This window comes from Brakhagea baltica (assembly GCF_052161605.1).
Lineage (GTDB): Bacteria > Planctomycetota > Planctomycetia > Pirellulales > Pirellulaceae > JBKCUI01.
On sequence record NZ_CP197409.1, the window covers coordinates 2,214,793 to 2,231,792 of the forward strand.

Genomic DNA, 17,000 nt, shown 5'->3' on the forward strand with positions numbered 1-17,000 from the left:
GATAACGAGTTCCATTTTTTGGGTGTGACACCTTTATGTCTGTGGTCGATTCACAAACGAATTCTTCGTCTCGCAGTGCAGTTACCTCCCCATCAGTGGCGGTGACACGACACCTTTTCACTGTCAATCAATATCACGAAATGATCGAGCATGGAATCTTTCAGGAAGATGAGCCGATCGAGCTGATACGTGGGGAGATCATTAGGAAATTGCCAATTGGAAATCCTCATGCCGCCGCTGTGAATCGCTTGAACCGACTTCTTTCGAAGCAGTTGCCAGATGAAGCTTTGCTGAGCATCCAAAACCCGATTTGGCTCGGCGACAGTGAGCCTGAACCGGACGTCGCAATCCTCAGTTTTCGTGAAGACCTTTACGCGTCGCGGCGTCCCATGGCGGAGGATGTGTTGCTGCTAATCGAAGTGGCGGACTCGTCTCTGGCCTATGACCGCGAGATCAAAGGAACTGTCTACGCCGAGACGGGCATCTTTGAATACTGGATCGTAAATTTGAATCAGGCGACGGTCGAGGTTTATTTGGACCCGCAATCCGATGGCCGCTTTGCCACCGTGATCACAGCGCGGAGCGGAGACACGTTGAAGCCACGGAAAGTTGCAGGACTGAGCATCGAAGTCAATGCAATCCTCAGTTGATGGCGGCTTGCAGTTGATCCTACCGAGATCCGGTTCCTACAGAACGAATGAATTCCGGAGCTGTTGCTATGTCCCCTTAGGGACGAAAGACTCTCGCCAAAGGTTTCACACGCAGCGGTAGTTCGATAATCTGCGGCAGTGGTGGACTCAGTGGCAATTCAGATAGGGGCACATCCCTGCCCCTGGAGGTGCCTCATATTTTTGGTTTTCCGACAAGTTTAGGGGACGGGGTACGGTCTGTTCTCAACGGCTGTATTTGGGCTATCCCTCAGGAGTCGAGCTTCGCATGTGCCTGTATTTCTGAAGTAATTTGTCGTATTCGAGCTTGGTCCTGGTATTTTCGTTTCAAAATTACGGTGGAAAGAAAATCGCCAGTGCCAGAAAATGCTGTGTCCCCATGTGTCCGTGCCCATGTGTCCCCATGCGGCCCGTTCACAGAATAAGAAATAGACTTAGTCAGTAAGGTCTCCGCCAATTGCGGTCGGGCGGAAGAAGTTTGAAGGGTGAAGTGGGAAGTTTGAAAGAAAGCCAATCTTTTCCTTATAGGATTTCCAAAGGTGTTTTGGTTTTCCTAGTGTCCCGATCGGGGCTCAAGCGAGCCGTGAGAGACCGTTTTCGAGCACTTTGTTGCACCGAATTTGGTCATTTGCTCTCCACTGAGTTCATCTCAGTGGAAGCACGACTAACAAGCTAGCCATGACGGACTCTGCCCCCCCTTCCCTTCCGTCTCGCCTGCGGCGAGACGGAAGGGAAGGGGGAGGGATATATTGGGGGATGCTTTGCTAGCCTGTTAGTCATCGCTCCACCGACACTAGGTCGGAATGGAGGCGTTCGTGTTCAGATCAAAGCTACTCACACGAGTGCATGAGCACTCCAGCTGCGAGCAGGTTATTGTCTCACCGATTTCAAGCTCACTTATCGATGCGAACTCTTGGCTCGTGAACCACCAGTCCTGCAGCGTGAGTTGCCTTCTTATTCACCCTCCCGAAGAATTCGGGAGGACCAGAGTGGAGTTTACGATCACGAGGGGAGGGGGCTTTAAAATCGCTGACCAGCTGGTGCCTTTATGCGATGCTGTGCCTTTCACCCTCTCCGAGCTACGCTCGACTCTCCCTCGAAGGGAGAGTGAATGCCGTACTTTGCTAAGCCTTGTTACGGCCTACGTTGTCGCAAGCTCTTGCTGAATACCCACCCATTGACCCGTTTTGAGATCGATCCCACCGGCGGTCATCATGCAATGGACATGAACGGTACCTCCGTGTCTCCAGGTGTTCCTTCGCCTTTTCGCTTCCTTTATTACTCAGAGCGTGCCCTCCAGAACGGAGGTCCTCCTCAGGGCCTGCGAGCCCTGTGCTTGCGCAGCGGGCTGGTATCGGTGATTTCATCAGGCGTTAATTTGGTTCGTTGCTGGCTCGCATCTTTTGCGTCAGCTGTTTCCAACTCGTGAGCTCAATTCCCTTTGCGAGAATACTGTCCTTTTGTTCCGGCCGACTGAAGAGTTCGTAGTCTTGGTGGCGGCGTTTATGGCTGGTTGTAATGGCCTGCAATTCGGGACCATCCAAAGCTGAGTGGATGATCAAGAGGCTAATGCCTGGCTGTAGATTGTTGATCGCGTCGGCGTAGATCTGCTCTCGTGCCACCAAGTCGTCCGGGCCGTAGAACTGCAAAAGATGATCCAACACGGGAAGTCGGCGCTCGTCCAGTTGCTGAACAGTCTGCTCCGCCAAAGCTGCAAAATGAGGATACGCCTGCTTTTGCTCGTCGGTCAACCTGCGTAACCAAAGCATCGGCAGATCGTACTCCAAGGCCAGCTTAACATAGACCTCGACGATGTCTTGCCTCGCCATGACTGCCCCCATGTGCGTGTCTAAATGGCTAAGAGGCACTCCTTGTCGCTTGGCCAATTCGATTTGAGCGCGGAGTTCTATTTCCACTTCATCGGCCTTTGCATTCTTTGCGACCATGGAAACGTCCTTCCAGAGATAGCCATCAGCATCGACTAAGCTTGGAACACGTTCTCGTCCCGCAACAGGTCCCCATCGATAGCCGGACCACTCCGAGTTTAAAGTCAAGTGAACTCCGTAGCAGTATTCCGGGTGCTGTCTCGCGTAGTCCGTGAACTCCTTGGCCCACGAACAATTCATCATAATACTCGTCGAGGTGACGGCCCCGCTTTCGAGAGCTCGTATCGTGGCGACATTGGCCGCGTTGCACATCCCTGCATCGTCGATGTGGATGATGAGCTTTTTTTGAGAAACCAAATCGGAACCGTTTGCCTTGGAGGCACTAACGCCCAGAGTCATCAGACTGAGTCCCCCCCATGATACTAGATAACTGCATAGGTCACGTCTGGTCCACGATGGTCTTGAGGTCATGTCTCGTCTTCCTTGCTACCAAGCATTGGTGTTGTAGAGAGTGTCGAAAAATTTGCTTCGGTGTTCGACTAAGTTTAAGGCGCGACTTCCGAGCATAAGCAGTGTAACAAATTTCCACTGAACTCAGAATCCCAAGCGTCTCCTCCTGCCATTCTAGATCCGCAAAGGCGTTGGGCCTCAATCAAAGCGAATCGTCGCAGAATTAATAAACTTCGATTGTCTTCACAGCGTTTGCGCCTTGGATTGCGGCTCCATCTCGGCATCGCCACGCGGCGTCGATCAATTGATCTAGTTGAAAGGATCTCGATGGCGAGTTAACCATGGCAACGCCTGCAACGAGTTCTTCGGACTCCTGAGCAACCATTCGATTCTTGGTCGTATCGTTGCGAAGTCTAGCAAACGCTTCACGCAGCCAATTCGCAATTTCGGAACGGTCTACTTCGTAGAGCATAAGGGCGAGTTCCCCTGCGTCGGTCACAAACCCTTTAAGATCCTCGACGTCACTCTCCTTAACCAAGCGATCGATCATCGGGGAAAACCAATTGCTGGAGCTTTGCTGATCGGGACGGATTCTGGAGACCACGGCGATGGCAAGCGTCGTTTGCTCTTCCCGACTGCGTTGCAAAAACTGCTCGAGAACCTTCTTCAAATTTGGGTCGGAACTAGATCGAATTTCGACCAATCTGCGATCTTGCGAGGGAGTGATCGAAGCTTCAGGCGAGTTACCCGGCGAGGAGACAACCGCGGGGACAGGCTCTTCCACTTCGCAGCGGTCGGTGCTTGGAGCGTCTGCGGTGTCTGCGTTTTTCACAGTGTCTGCGTTTTCTGCAATGTCTGGCGTCCAATCTCCGTGATGTTCGTTGCTGTTTGTACTTGTTGCAAGGTTCTGTTCCCAATCTAACGAGTTGCTATCCAGGGTTAGAGCGGACTTTAGTTCGTTCCAATGTTGAAGAATTTTTTCCCAGGAGACCAAGCCAAGCGACATACCCTTTGGGACGACCAATTGGTTTTCACCGAGTACTATTTGGCAAGCTATATCCCAGACACCTAGATTCAGGTCGGTGCATCCAGGTGGTTGATAGGGCAAGGACCAGTATCGACAAGCAATCCTCGGGATCGAAATTTGAAAGCTCTGCTCGATGGCTGTATCGAGGAAGTGTCGTTGCTCGATCTTTAGGTCTGCCCATCGAGCCGCTGGTTCTGGTTCGAGTAGGCTCACCCAACCTAGAATACAGTATGCTCTTCGAAGCTTGCTCGAAACACTCTCTAGCCCCAATCTCATTGATTCCGAAGAGGATGCTAAATAAATAGGTAGAATCGCGTCGAGCAGTAGCGTTTCTGAGAGAAAACCACCTGCGGATTTATCCAAGCGTTGTCCCGCTCTTTGGACGGTCGCTAAGCACGTTGCCAGCCCATTCAGGAACTTTGCGTGGGGCTCGAAGCTCTTGTTGGTTCCCGACATTTTTCCAAGCAGTGAGGGCTTCATCAGATCGCCTAGTAAAGCCAACGCTGCTGCGGGCCCATTATCTGGGATGTTGGCGGTTAAAGGGTTTTTGAAAGCACTATACGCGGATTCGTTCAGTGGCAGACGACGAGCCAAAATCCTCGCAAAAATCTCCGATCTTTCGATAACGGCATCGCTTTTCTCAACCGTTTCTGGGTGACTTGGCTCATTCAAACTCCCCCCCAATTCGGGGCTAACCGGGCTGGGCTTTGTCAGCCTGGGGCCTGGAAAGCGGGGGTCGGAAACGTTCGTCGCAGCTTGGAGTGCCATTTTTGTTGGGGCTAAATCCGATGTGGTGGCAAAAGAATTCGAGGGACGATCGAATCGTAGGCTAGCGTTCCGTGCAAATGGCAAACTGTTGATATTTTCGAGTAAAAACCGTTTTAGGAGGGAAGAAATACAGAAATAGTTCGGATCGTACGGAATGTAAGGGCACGGAGCACGTGAATTAGCTGCATCGCATCTTAACGCAACATTCGCATTTTCTTAACATACACTCGTTAGAATTCGCCCCCGAGAAACGAAAGCCAGCAAATGTCATTACACCTTACACACGATTTAGCCGAAGCCCACAAATCCCTCCTACGTTTGTCGGGGGTGGTCGAACGAATGATTGATCAGGCGGTGCAGTCGCTTGTTGCACGTCAGTCCGAAATCGCAACCATGGTAATCAGTCAAGATGAAGAGATTGATCGAACCGAGGTAAAAATAGAAGAAGATTGCTTGAAGATGCTCGCCCTGCATCAGCCAGTTGCTGCGGATTTGCGACGCATTACTACGATGCTCAAAATTAATAACGATTTGGAACGGATGGCCGATTTGGCGTGCAACATCGCCCAGCGGGCCCTTAGCGTCTACGAATACCCTGACTTTCAACTCCAATCCGGTTTGCAACAAATGGCACTCATGGCCATCAGTATGGTTCGCCGCAGTTTGGATGCGTTCGTCCGCCAAGATGTCAATTTGGCGATGGAAGTCATTAGCAGCGATGACGCCGTCGACAGAAAAAATGTCGAGGTGATCGCGGTACTCAATGATCAGATGAAGCGGGACTCGGACCAGATATACCCTGCGATGCACTGTTTTTCGGCATCCCGCCATCTCGAGCAAATCGCTGATCACGCCGTCAGCATTGCGGAAGACACGATCTACATGGTCAAGGGTGAGATTGTGCGACACCGCCAACCATCGGCCACTCCGATTGCTTCCTCCGGAAGTTCCCTTCACAACAGTCCCTGATACTCGAAACCAGAATTGGCCAGACAATGCCTCGCAAGAAAGTGCTTCTCGTTGAAGATGACCGCGCCCTCTCAGAGGTCCTCTCCTACAATTTGGACAAAGCTGGTTTTGAAGTAATTTTATCGTTTGACGGAAGAGATGGTCTGCATCAGGCTCAAACAAAGCAGCCAGACATCATCCTCCTGGATGTCATGCTTCCTATCATGGACGGGATTGAGGTTTGTCGCCGACTCAGGGCGAGTCCCGATACCGAATCGTTCAACATAGTTCTTCTAACAGCGAAGTCTGAAGAAACGGACCAACTGGTGGGATTTTCTGTTGGTGCAGACGACTATGTGACCAAGCCGTTTAGCGTCAAGGTACTTTTAGAACGGGTTAAAGCGTTGCTGCGACGCAAACAGACTTTGGAGGCTAACGATGCGGACGTGGTTAGTTTGCAAGGCATAACGTTGGATCGACGGAAATACAGGACGACAGTGGATGAGCAGCTTGTCGAGTTGACCAAGAGCGAGTTTCGCTTGCTTGATACCCTAATGCGACAACCTGGTAGAGCCTTTGAACGGAGCGAGTTGATCGATTCGGCCCTTGGAGAGGATACGCTCGTGCTGGAGCGAACCATCGATGTGCATATTCGTGCAATCAGGAAGAAGATCGGCGAAAAGGCGGACGCGATTGAGACCGTTCGTGGAGTTGGATATCGATTCAGGGAAGCCTGAACCGTTCGGGTTGAAATTCCAATAAAAAAACCTGAGTCTCCCCAGGTCTGATGCTTTTTAATTTTTCCGAACGCCGCTCTACGCAGACAATCATCCTTCCCGGCGAGCTTTACTCGCGTGGACGGATTGCGCCAGTGAGTCCGCTGTAGTCAACACGGTCATCTGAGTGCCAAAGAGGCTGTCCCAGTTCGACGCGACGACGCAAGACTTCGATTTTTTCTTGTGAACCAGCGGGTGCGTCCGTTGGCAAGAAATGGTTATCTATAACCGGGTCGAAATCTTCATCATGACCGTACTTGAGAATTGCTTCAAAGACGTTCTTGCACAAACTACTCATTAATTAATTGCCCTCCCAAAGTTGCCAAGGATTGCGAGGCCATCCAAATACCTCGCTTCTCTCTCAGGGATAGAATGGACTCCCATTCCAAGAACTGATGCGGTCGATCAATGGATAAAGCCGCACCTGCTTAGCATGACATCACGCCATACAATCAGGGCAACCTCGACCGCAAAAATTCTCGTAAAATTCTCCCAACGCATCGATTATTGACATAGAGGGAATAAAGTCAAGAAAATTTCGAGCCTTTCGCGATTAGACTCCCTTGCCAAGTCTTGTGATTTCGAGCAAGTAAACTTTGCGGGATCAAAACGCTGCAATTTTCGGCCAAACGTACTTTCTTTCGAGCATCGCCTCTTGTGATTCTCCTCACCAAAAAAGCCAAGCAAAGGTGACTTATTTCCCACAAACCCAAATCTGCTCTGAATGCTTCCATCCCGTGAAGTATGCCGAGACAGTTCACTTTGAGGTTAATGTTGGGGCAAGACGTCACCCAGATTTTCTGAGAAATTTACTGGACTTGTGGATTCTATCTTTGTGGATTCCAACATCTACCAGCTCCATGCTCCCCGTTGGCTGTTGTTTCTGTAGACTAGTAGATCTGTCTACGCGGGACAAGCAATGCCGCATGAAAACGTTCCGTATCCCGTCGCGATTGCCAGCATTAATTATCTTATGTATGCCGTCCCTGAACTGAAATCCACCGACTCTTCGATTCGTATCAGTCCAGAGCGAGATGTTCCCGTCACCCCCAGATTGAAACGTCTGATCGATACGCCTGCATTTCGGCGGCTAGCCGGGATCAGTCAACTGGGGCTGGTGTCCTACGTTTATCCAGGAGCAACGCACACTCGGCTGGAGCATTCCCTAGGGGTTTACTTCAACGCGGTCCAGTTTGTGAACCAGTTAGCGTCCGACGATCGCTTTCGTTCCTGCGTCGAGGAAGAAGATGTTATTTGCTTTCTATTGGCGGCACTGTTGCACGACGTCGGGCATTGGCCTTTTTGCCATGTCATTGAAGACTTAGGGGTTCGAAATGTACCGAGACACGAGATCTTGGCCGAGCGGCACATTCTTTCCGGCGAGTTGGCCGAGCGGATCGGCAACGAATGGAACGTCCGCCCGGAACGAATTGTTGGCTTATTGAATCCGTCCAAGGAGATCCAGCGATCCCCATCGGAGCAGATTTTGTCCTCGATGCTGAGCGGTCCCATCGACATCGACAAGATGGATTATTTGGAAAGGGATTCTGTTCACGCCGGCGTTCCTTATGGCCGCAACTTTGATCGCCATCGACTTATTCGCTCGCTCTGCATCCACCCAACGACCAACAGCATTGCCCTAACAGAGAAAGGTAAAACAGCCATCGAAATGATGATATTCGCTCGATACATCATGTTTAGCGAGGTCTACTGGCATCATACGGTTCGCGGTGCCACCTCAATGCTACAGACAGCTTTATGGGCATCTGCCCACTCGTGCCCAGAACGATCTTTTGCGGATCAGTGGCTTCATTTCGACGAGCCTCAAATGAAGCAAAGCATCCTTGAGACGTCCATTGGTCAGGCTTGGGAGTCCTGTGCTCAGGGGCTCTTTGGACCACGACGCATATTGTACAAACGCGTTTTAGAGTTCGATTCGATTCATTCCCCTTCCGTACATCAGTGTTTGTCGAGCCATTCGTTTGTGGACCTACGGGAGGTTTCGAATCGGCTTGCAGAAGAGCTTTCCCGCGAGTTGGGAGAGATGGTGAACCCGTTTGAATTGCTAATCGATGTACCCCCAATCAGCCTGGATGTGCAGTTCAAAATGGAGGTGTTAATGCGGAGTGGACATTTCAGGCCGCTCGGCGAGATTTCGCCGATGGTGAAAGCACTCGCTACGCAACAGTTCGATGAAACCGTCAAGCGAGTGAGAATCTTTGCCGCGCCGAGCTTGGCTCTAAAGATTCGAGAAAAGCAGACAAAAGTTTTGGATTGCCTGGAAATTATCCTCTGAACGTCCGGTCGCTTTGCTAGGCGATTTTCTTAGTCGTCTGTGGTGATTGCTTGGTTTCGAAGGGCTTTTGCCGTCCTTGGCGAATGGAATGGGGTTTCCCAGCCCCTTCAAAGTAGTTATTTTCTCCGATTCTTTAAAATTCCATTCCTCGCATGGCACCGTTTCGTCGGGAGGCCCCCTATCGCAGTTTAATGAAGCAATTTGAAACACTCGCTAAGGTGAACGGTCGCGTGGTGATCGTCGGATTCGGACTCATCGGCCAAGGTACATTGCCACTCATTCTCCGTCACTTGGATGTGCCGCCGGAAGCAATCGTGATTGTGTCTGCGGACTCGGCTGGAAAGCAGCAGGCCGAGGAATCCGGGGTGCAATTTATTCAACAACCGCTTCGACGCGATAACTTTCGTGAGGTGTTGCAGCCTCTTCTTTCGGAACCAGGTTCCCTCCTGCTAAATCTTTCGGTCCGCGTTTCCTCGCTAGCCCTCATTCGACTAACTCAAGAATTGGGGGCGGTCTATCTTGATACCTGCATCGAGCCTTGGCAAGGAGGCTATACCGACACCTCGGTTTCCGTCCAAGATCGGAGCAACTACTCGTTTCGCGAACTAGCCGTTGCACTGAAGCAAAAAGGGAAACAACCGCAGTGATCGCACATGGTGCGAATCCCGGCATGGTCTCCTATCTGGTAAAACAAGGCATGTTAAACCTGCAATCGGACATCACTGGCCAGACATCCGTGCCTCAATCGCGGTCAGAATGGGCTGAACTCGCTCGATCCCTCGGAATCAGGACGATTCATGTTGCCGAGCGGGACACGCAATTAGCAAGCCGCCCCAAAGAGATCGGCGAGTTTGTGAACACCTGGTCTGTGGATGGTTTCATCTCCGAAGGACTTCAACCAGCAGAGTTAGGCTGGGGCACGCATGAGACCGATTGGCCTGCCGACGGCCTCACTCATGCCTCTGGCTGCCAAGCTGCCATCTGTCTAAATCACCCCGGTGCTGCCACCAAGGTTCGAACTTGGACGCCAACCAGTGGACCGATCCATTCCTTCTTGATTACCCACCACGAAGCCATATCCATCGCCGATTACCTCACGCTCAAAAGCGATACGGATGAGCTTGTTTATCGGCCTACCTGCCACTACGCCTACCATCCGTGCGACGATGCGGTACTGAGTCTGCATGAGCTTGCGGGAAGGCAATGGCGCGAACAACCAAAGGTTCGGGTGATGCGCGATGAGATAGTCTCAGGTATTGACGAGCTCGGGGTGCTACTAGCTGGCCATGAACGAAATGCATACTGGTACGGTTCTCAGTTATCGATAGATGTAGCGCGCATGCTTGCTCCACACAACTCAGCAACCAGCATGCAGGTTTGTGCGGCGGTATTGGCAGGCGCGGTGTGGGCCATCAAAAACCCCGAGGAGGGTGTCATAGAAGCTGAAGAGATTGACCATCAGTGGATGCTCAAGGTGATGAAACCCTACTTGAGCCCTGTCAAAGGATACTATACGGACTGGACTCCTCTAGCGGATCGCGACTGGATTTTCCCGGACACGCTCAACAAATCTGATCCGTGGTTATTCAGTAACGTCAGGGTTTCGTAGTAGTTTCGCTAACCTGGCAATAAGCTAACCGGGCAAGTAGCCTTGGAAACGGATGAGTGGCGAGTCATCGTTTTGATAGGCAGGGGGTGGCGGGGTCAGCCAATGGCGAATGGAATCCTTGATCGCATAAGCGAAAAAATGATTCCCCTGTGGTGTGTAGTGTCCAATGTAGTAGCGGTCGACGTATTGCTTCGCAGATAGTTTGAATGTGTCGAATTCTGCGACGTGGGCGGGCAGGCTGTCGACCACCGGAATTCCGATTTCTCTCAAATGCCGTTTGAAATAATCGGGATGCCAGTCAACGTTGTCGGGATCATCTGGCGAGCTGCGATTGCACGCATGCCAAACCGAACCGATGGGATAGCTGAGTAGCACCATCAGCTCTTTGTCGTTTTGCTCGCAGTAATCTTGCAATCGCTCCATGATGATGATCCCAACGCGGATCGCATAAGCATGCAGTAGTTGCTGTGCCCCTTTTTTGGTTGTCTCTGCGCTGGTCAGGCTCGCAAGCTGATGATTGCAGCTGGAAGCGGCTCGTTCTAAAACGTTTTTGTCCAGAACGCTTCCTGTTTGTTGAGCAAAAAGCATGTGAACGATCTCATCCTCGGCGAACGAATCGACCAAAAAATCTAGATCGCAAAGTTGATACAGAGACTCCTCGGATGGACACATGTTGTCTCGTTCGATCAGATCTCCAGCGTCGCTCAAGCGTGCGTGTACCCACGGGTTGGCATGAAACATGGTTCCCGCCATCGATTCTAAAACATTCCCAGGAAAGGAAAGCCATCGCCATGCGTAGACACTCCTTAGATGATCATCCCCCCAGATATTGAATATGAGATACTTGGCGGAGTGATTGGTGGCCTCATTTCTTAGAAGTCTGCGATACGCTTGGTAAACGCCGAAACCACCAACTCCAAAGTTTCGGATCGGTTCGCAAAAATGAGCCGCTAGAATCTCTTGCCAAGTTTCCCCGTCACTAACTTGGTGCCCCTGTGTGAAGCTGTCACCATAGGTATTAATCCTGCAAGGTTGGTCGGCAAAGTTAACCTGCTGGCGTTGGCCTGATGCTTGATAACGGGCCAGCGTGTGGCAACCATCTACTCCGTCTCGAACGAAAGCATTCCGCAACAAGTATCCGAGCTCAGGATCGAACCGCGCCCAAACGCGTGCCTTGGGGTCCAAGAAGAGATCCAAAGAGCTGCGTTTGAGGACATGGGGCTCCAGAAACGCTCGTAACGCATCATTCGTCCTGCCATGGTGCGCCAACGCTGCGGCGGTCGCTACAGCCATTGGTAAACTCGCTAAAAACTTACGTCTCGGGACGGTCATGATATCTTGCTTTCCAAAACACTACTTACCACTTACCAGTCACAGCGTGGAGGGGCTTTCAGCGAGTCACTCCGTGAACCTGTGTCGGATAAGCTCTTCAGTTTGCTGGCCGTGAACTGGCGATTGGTTTCCATTGCTTGATCAGCGGCTTCAGGATCCCGTCTCATGAGCCCATCGATAATGATCGCGTGAAGCCTACGGCTCGTTTCTGTGTCTCGAGGCTTTGCAGTGGTGGAATCCATTGACGCGTGCAGGAATTCGAGAAGAGATTCGAGCAGAACCGTCATTAAGCGATTGCCACCGATCTCCATGAGTCGCAGGTGAAATTTCGTATCTCGGTACAGACTTTCCTCGCGAGAGATTTTGGGATCATCGATCTCCTCAGCCAAGCGACTCAGTTCTGCAAGCTCCTCGTTGGATGCATGAACTGCGGCTTGGCGGGCCGCATAGCCCTCGATTGCTCGTCGAAACTCGGTGAACTCCAAGAGGTCGCCAACCGAAATCGTCATCGATGAACGAAGTAAGGAAGCAAATGAACGAATCGTATCGGTTGTGCCAACGAACATCCCCAATCCGCGTCTCACTTCGATAACGCCGTGCGAAGCCAAGCGTCCAACCGCCTCACGGAGAACGTTGCGACTGCATTGCATCTTGGCTGAAAGTTCGGCCTCGCTGGGCAAACGGTCGCCAGGTCGAACCCCCTCGGTGCGAATAAAGTTTGTGAGGGCAGCTTCGACATGTTCGACCAACAGTGGTCGAGCAGGCTTTTTCGGTGCATTCGTGGCTGGCAACATCCCCCCCCTTGTCTTTCAGTGTAGATGTAGGATATCCTACATCTATGTTTTGCGTTCGCAAGAGGTCTATTCCACAAGGAAGCAATAACAAGGAATCAATATGATGAAAGTTTTCCGATTTCTGGTGGTCATGGCGGGCTTCATGAACTTAGTAGCGATGGATTTTAGATCGCCATGTTTTGGCCAATCGAATGGATCGGGAGCGGGTACCTGGCCGATGGTAGAGCGGGTTGATGCGCAGCCACTCTTGCTTTTGACTCAGCGGTTATCGGAAACGCTACAGGCGATCGGCACACCTTTTTCGCAGGAACAAGCGAGCCAATTGGCGGCTCTCAAGATAGACCCAAGCGACAGCAACATCACCGTGCAGATCCAGCAGATCCTCGATCCATTGTGCGTTGCTTCGGTGGTCGTTCACTCTGATGGAACGACAACCATTGCCCCGGGCAAACCTGTCGAGCTGATGGAGAATGGCTGGACGGCTAGGCTGGTGAAGGTTGTAAACCTGGCGGGAACGCAATCTAAGCTCCGAATCGACAGTCCCAATGCCAAGCCGATTCCGCACGGTCCAAAGGAAGAAGTGGAGAATCGATGGTTGGCACTGTCAATGTTCGATGGCAGACCACTGAATGCGAATCTGAGTGGGCTGGAGTTGGAATACCGAATCGTCCAAATAATGTCGACTGCGGTAGGGGAGCGGTCTGCGAGATTCGAATTTTCAACTGGTTTATCAAAGGGTGGAAACTCGTCGGTCATCAAGCAGTGGAGATTCAACAAGAATGCAGATGGCTGGGGCAATCTCAACGACATGGAGTTGGAGGTTCGGGATAGCTCGCTGTTGGTAAAAGGGGTTGGTGATGATCCTTTTTTCTCGGCACCCGTCTCCGCGCGAGGGGGCCGCATGGTCTTTCGGTTTTGGGGACGCACGGATTCCCCGGGGGTTGGCCAGCTCTTTTGGTGGACCGAGCAGCTGCCACAACCCGACGGTGGTCGACAGATCGTATTTCAATTAGAGCCAGGCAGCGATCGAGAATACGCCATTGAATTTCCAGTCGAAGGGGAGCTGCGAGGGGTTCGTCTGGATCCGCTCCAAGGACCCGGCAACTTTCGAATCGATTGGATGAGTTTGGAGTACGCCGCCGGAGAGACCGGCGATTGGACCGCCGCCGAGATCGTGCTTCGAACCAAACCAAGCACCGAAGTTACCTTTGAGGTTGCCGACGCGGATGGAACACCGTGCATGGGGGCTTTTGAGATTCGAGACGAGCACGGTCGAGTTTATCCTTACCAGTCAAAGAGGAAAGCTCCCGACTTCTTCTTTCAGACTCAGATCTATCGAGAGACGGGGGAAACCATTCGGCTTCCTAAAGGCGAGTACACAGTAAAATGTTCGCATGGTCCTGAGAGCATTGAAGACATTAAAACACTCGTCGTGGGTGACGAACCGGTCACATTACAATACCAAGTGAATCGCTGGATCAATACGGCCAACTATGGCTACTGGAGCGGAGATCACCACATTCATGCCGCAGGGTGTTTGCACTACGAGAATCCCATGCAAGGTGTATTGCCAGCAGATATGCTACGGCACATCATGGGGGAGGATCTTAAAGTGGGGTGCTGCCTCACATGGGGCCCATGCTTCGACTTTCAGAAGCAATTCTTCTCTGGCAAACCTGATGATGTGAGTCGTTATCCATTCTTGCTTCGCTACGATATCGAGGTAAGTGGCTTCGGTTCCCATCAAGCAGGCCATTTAAACTTGCTCAAGCTACAAGAGCAAATCCCGGCAGGAGGTGATTCCAAGCACCACTGGCCCACGTTGGGCCTCAATACACTGCGTTGGGCCAAACAACAAGGAGCTGTTACTGGCACGGCTCACAGTGGCATTGGCTTAACACGTAGCGTCGGGCGAGTCGAAGGAGTTGATGGGCCACATCGTTTGCCTAATTTCGATATACCGGCGTTCGATGGTATTGGAGCAAACGAGTTCATCATGCAAGTGACTCACATGGTAGAGGGGCCAAAGGGGAGCAAGGTGCCTGCCATGGACTTTATCGCAACGATGAACACTTCTCGCGAAAGCGAGTGGAACATTTGGTATCACGTATTGAACTGTGGTACGCGAGTTGTGGCGAGTGGCGAGACCGATTTCCCATGTATAACCGGCGAGCGAGTGGGCTTGGGGCGTGTTTATGTCAAGCTAGATGGAAGACTGGATTACGATCAATGGGTAGAAGGATTGCAGCGAGGTGAATCTTATGTCAGCGATGGTACCTGCCACTTAATGAATTTTGAAAGAGAGGCCGATGGCTCGTTTTCCATGAGCGCGGCTGCTTACAAGCCAAACGAAAACGAGGCCGAAGTCGAGTTGATTGTAAACGGCTACCCGGTCGCTTCTCAGAAGATACCCACGGATGGGGGCGTGCATAAACTGCGATTCGATAATCCTGAGCCGGGTCAAAGTTGCTGGGTTGCGGCACGCGTTTTCCCAAGTGCTCATACCAATCCGATTTGGATCACGGTAGATAATAAGCCGGTTCAAGTTCGAGAAAGTGCCGAGTGGTGCTTAGTATCTCTAGAGCAGTGCTGGCGAGAAAAGCAGCGGACTTACGCACCGGATGAGCAAGCTCAGGCTAAGCTTGATTACGAACATGCACGAAAATTTTATTTGAGGGTGCTCAACGATGCTGCGCGATGATCAACGCCAATCGATTTGTTGCGGGAATGGCCTTGTTAGATTAGTTGTGCTGATTGCGATTGGGGTTTTTGTCGCAGGTTGTTTCGTTCCCAAGGAAAAGGGAAGCGGTTCCGATGTCGGATCCAAAGCGACCATTGAAGATGCGGGTAAGCCAAAGGCGTTGGTTGTTGTGAGTATTTCGCCTGAGGCGAGGGTTAAGGCGACGGCGCAAGATGTACCAGTGAATCTTGTGCAGGGAGAATGGCGAGACTTTTTGGTGGAAATAGAGAATACTGCGGGCATAACGGCTCCTCTCGTCATCGAATCAGAACAGCAAATGACGTCTTATGATGATGAAGCGAGGGATCGATGGTTCGAGTTGGAACTCGTTCCTGATGGGCCATTATCAGGGGATTTAACCGAGTTTCGAACTTTAAAGATTCGCAGTCGGGATTCGGGGGTGAGGACAACCATTCTCAATTTTAATGCAGGCCAAGGGACGCAGGATCTAGGGTTCCGCAGCGATGTGCTTATTGCGTTTCAGATCGAGAACGCCGTGTCGAGATAGCAAATCTTCTTTGTGTTTGCTTCGCGGAAGATCTGTAATTGCGGATGCCCTGACTACGCATGCTATTGCAAACCGGTTACAATTAGAGCGTACGAAGCGAAGTTGGATTGGGGGTGACCACTTCCTCCCTGGTCCCATCCGTCCGAGCTTGACCAGTGCTTTTAAACCGAAACTCATCGCCTGGTTCACTCCGATCCTCATCCTAGAATCGATTCGGGGCGAGGATTTGGGCTACTTAGAATAGCTAGAATAGAAAGTCGGAATGGCATCCCATACGAATCCAGTTCTGGAACGCTTAGAATTGAACATTGAATCCGTCGTGCTTGGAAAGCGTGACGTTGTACGGAGGATCTTGGTCGCATTGTTGGCTGGGGAGCATTTGTTGTTGGAGGACGTTCCTGGCGTTGGTAAGACATTGCTCGCCAAGGCGCTTGCCAAGAGCATTTCAGGCAAGTTTACGAGAGTCCAATTCACGCCCGACTTGTTACCGAGCGATATCATCGGCAGCAGTATTTATCACGAGGGGGAGTTCAAGTTCTCGCCCGGCCCCATTTTTGCCAATGTTGTCTTGGGGGATGAAATCAACAGAGCACCACCGCGAACGCAGAGTGCGTTGCTTGAGGCGATGAGTGAGCGGCAGGCAAGCGTTGACGGAAAGAGTTATCCGTTACCCGACCCCTTTTTGGTGATTGCGACGCAAAACCCGTTTGAGTTCGAGGGAACGTATGTCTTGCCTGAAAGCCAGTTGGATCGGTTCATAATGCGAATCGACGTTGGGTATCCTGCTCGAGATGCGGAGCGTAACATTCTGCGATCTCATCAACAGGGAGAGCCAGTCGACAATTTGCCGTCAGTTGTTTCTGTTGCCGAGGTTAAAGAACTGCAAGAACAGGTCAGGCAAGTCAGTTTAGACGATGCGATTGTTGACTACCTTCAGGACATTGTTGAGCAAACGCGACAGAGCAACGAAATCCAAGTTGGCGTGAGTACGCGTGGGGCACTTGCCTTTTTTCGGGCTTCGCAAGCATTAGCGTTCCTCTCGGGAAGGAGTTATGTCGTACCCGATGATGTAAAGTCGTTGGCCATTCCTGTACTATCGCATCGCGTGCTGCCACGTGGGTTCACGGCGGGCAGCGAAAAGGCGACTGCTGAGTCGATTATTGAACGCTGTCTCCGCAATATAAGCGTGCCTGTTTAG

Annotated in this window: 14 protein-coding genes; 9 read left to right on the top strand and 5 right to left on the bottom strand. The window is 51.5% G+C overall.

The window, feature by feature from the left end; all coding sequences use genetic code 11:
* The first annotated feature begins 101 nt into the window (after nt 1-101).
* Nucleotides 102-650, top strand: coding sequence for a Uma2 family endonuclease (locus tag SH449x_RS08105; protein ID WP_482380830.1), 549 nt, complete (start codon nt 102-104; stop codon nt 648-650).
* Nucleotides 651-2,041: 1,391 nt separating this feature from the next.
* Here the strand turns inward: SH449x_RS08105 and SH449x_RS08110 are convergent.
* Both SH449x_RS08110 and SH449x_RS08115 read right to left on the bottom strand, forming a co-directional pair.
* A complete protein-coding gene (locus SH449x_RS08110) occupies nt 2,042-3,025 on the bottom strand; it encodes a polysaccharide deacetylase family protein (RefSeq protein WP_482380831.1) in 984 nt (327 codons plus the stop codon).
* 202 nt (nt 3,026-3,227) lie between these two features.
* Nucleotides 3,228-4,799 (bottom strand): hypothetical protein, encoded by a 1,572-nt coding sequence (locus SH449x_RS08115; protein WP_482380832.1) that lies wholly within the window; start codon nt 4,797-4,799, stop codon nt 3,228-3,230.
* 264 nt (nt 4,800-5,063) lie between these two features.
* Between SH449x_RS08115 and phoU the strand changes: the two genes are divergently transcribed.
* Together phoU and SH449x_RS08125 are read left to right on the top strand one after the other, a co-directional pair.
* Nucleotides 5,064-5,768, top strand: a complete 705-nt coding sequence (phoU, locus tag SH449x_RS08120) for a phosphate signaling complex protein PhoU (RefSeq protein WP_482380833.1) — start codon at nt 5,064-5,066, stop codon at nt 5,766-5,768.
* Nucleotides 5,769-5,794: 26 nt separating this feature from the next.
* Nucleotides 5,795-6,484, top strand: coding sequence for a response regulator (locus tag SH449x_RS08125; RefSeq protein WP_482380834.1), 690 nt, complete (start codon nt 5,795-5,797; stop codon nt 6,482-6,484).
* Between the two features lie 109 nt (nt 6,485-6,593).
* On the opposite strand, the gene SH449x_RS08130 is transcribed toward SH449x_RS08125, so the two are convergent.
* Nucleotides 6,594-6,821 carry a hypothetical protein gene (locus SH449x_RS08130; protein WP_482380835.1) on the bottom strand — a complete coding sequence of 76 codons (228 nt, stop codon included), beginning with the start codon at nt 6,819-6,821 and terminating at the stop codon, nt 6,594-6,596.
* Between the two features lie 621 nt (nt 6,822-7,442).
* Here SH449x_RS08130 and SH449x_RS08135 point away from each other — a divergent pair.
* The 3 genes from SH449x_RS08135 to SH449x_RS08145 all read left to right on the top strand — a co-directional run bounded on the left by SH449x_RS08135 (nt 7,443) and on the right by SH449x_RS08145 (nt 10,428).
* Nucleotides 7,443-8,819 carry an HD domain-containing protein gene (locus tag SH449x_RS08135; protein ID WP_482380836.1) on the top strand — a complete coding sequence of 459 codons (1,377 nt, stop codon included), beginning with the start codon at nt 7,443-7,445 and terminating at the stop codon, nt 8,817-8,819.
* A gap of 191 nt (nt 8,820-9,010) precedes the next feature.
* Nucleotides 9,011-9,466 (top strand): saccharopine dehydrogenase NADP-binding domain-containing protein, encoded by a 456-nt coding sequence (locus SH449x_RS08140; protein WP_482380837.1) that lies wholly within the window; start codon nt 9,011-9,013, stop codon nt 9,464-9,466.
* Nucleotides 9,463-10,428: a saccharopine dehydrogenase C-terminal domain-containing protein gene (locus SH449x_RS08145; RefSeq protein WP_482380838.1), complete on the top strand. Its 966-nt coding sequence runs from the start codon at nt 9,463-9,465 to the stop codon at nt 10,426-10,428. The genes SH449x_RS08140 and SH449x_RS08145 overlap by 4 nt, the downstream gene beginning before the upstream one ends.
* Before the next feature lie 24 nt (nt 10,429-10,452).
* Here the strand turns inward: SH449x_RS08145 and SH449x_RS08150 are convergent, their stop codons facing one another.
* Together SH449x_RS08150 and SH449x_RS08155 are read right to left on the bottom strand one after the other, a co-directional pair.
* Nucleotides 10,453-11,760 carry an SGNH/GDSL hydrolase family protein gene (locus SH449x_RS08150; RefSeq protein ID WP_482380839.1) on the bottom strand — a complete coding sequence of 436 codons (1,308 nt, stop codon included), beginning with the start codon at nt 11,758-11,760 and terminating at the stop codon, nt 10,453-10,455.
* A gap of 32 nt (nt 11,761-11,792) precedes the next feature.
* Nucleotides 11,793-12,554: a FadR/GntR family transcriptional regulator gene (locus tag SH449x_RS08155; RefSeq protein ID WP_482380840.1), complete on the bottom strand. Its 762-nt coding sequence runs from the start codon at nt 12,552-12,554 to the stop codon at nt 11,793-11,795.
* Nucleotides 12,555-12,654: 100 nt separating this feature from the next.
* Between SH449x_RS08155 and SH449x_RS08160 the strand changes: the two genes are divergently transcribed.
* From SH449x_RS08160 to SH449x_RS08170, 3 genes are all read left to right on the top strand, one after another.
* Nucleotides 12,655-15,255, top strand: coding sequence for a CehA/McbA family metallohydrolase (locus SH449x_RS08160; protein WP_482380841.1), 2,601 nt, complete (start codon nt 12,655-12,657; stop codon nt 15,253-15,255).
* A complete protein-coding gene (locus SH449x_RS08165) occupies nt 15,242-15,802 on the top strand; it encodes a hypothetical protein (RefSeq protein WP_482380842.1) in 561 nt (186 codons plus the stop codon). The genes SH449x_RS08160 and SH449x_RS08165 overlap by 14 nt, the downstream gene beginning before the upstream one ends.
* A gap of 262 nt (nt 15,803-16,064) precedes the next feature.
* A complete protein-coding gene (locus tag SH449x_RS08170; RefSeq protein ID WP_482380843.1) occupies nt 16,065-17,000 on the top strand; it encodes an AAA family ATPase in 936 nt (311 codons plus the stop codon).

Coding starts and splice junctions, on each gene's coding strand:
- SH449x_RS08150 (WP_482380839.1), bottom strand. CDS start 11,760: ATGACCGTCCCGAGACGTAAGTTTTTAGCGAGTTTACCAATGGCTGTA.
- SH449x_RS08115 (WP_482380832.1), bottom strand. CDS start 4,799: ATGGCACTCCAAGCTGCGACGAACGTTTCCGACCCCCGCTTTCCAGGC.
- SH449x_RS08170 (WP_482380843.1), top strand. CDS start 16,065: ATGGCATCCCATACGAATCCAGTTCTGGAACGCTTAGAATTGAACATT.
- phoU (WP_482380833.1), top strand. CDS start 5,064: ATGTCATTACACCTTACACACGATTTAGCCGAAGCCCACAAATCCCTC.
- SH449x_RS08165 (WP_482380842.1), top strand. CDS start 15,242: ATGCTGCGCGATGATCAACGCCAATCGATTTGTTGCGGGAATGGCCTT.
- SH449x_RS08125 (WP_482380834.1), top strand. CDS start 5,795: ATGCCTCGCAAGAAAGTGCTTCTCGTTGAAGATGACCGCGCCCTCTCA.
- SH449x_RS08140 (WP_482380837.1), top strand. CDS start 9,011: ATGAAGCAATTTGAAACACTCGCTAAGGTGAACGGTCGCGTGGTGATC.
- SH449x_RS08110 (WP_482380831.1), bottom strand. CDS start 3,025: ATGACCTCAAGACCATCGTGGACCAGACGTGACCTATGCAGTTATCTA.
- SH449x_RS08135 (WP_482380836.1), top strand. CDS start 7,443: ATGCCGCATGAAAACGTTCCGTATCCCGTCGCGATTGCCAGCATTAAT.
- SH449x_RS08155 (WP_482380840.1), bottom strand. CDS start 12,554: ATGTTGCCAGCCACGAATGCACCGAAAAAGCCTGCTCGACCACTGTTG.
- SH449x_RS08160 (WP_482380841.1), top strand. CDS start 12,655: ATGATGAAAGTTTTCCGATTTCTGGTGGTCATGGCGGGCTTCATGAAC.
- SH449x_RS08130 (WP_482380835.1), bottom strand. CDS start 6,821: ATGAGTAGTTTGTGCAAGAACGTCTTTGAAGCAATTCTCAAGTACGGT.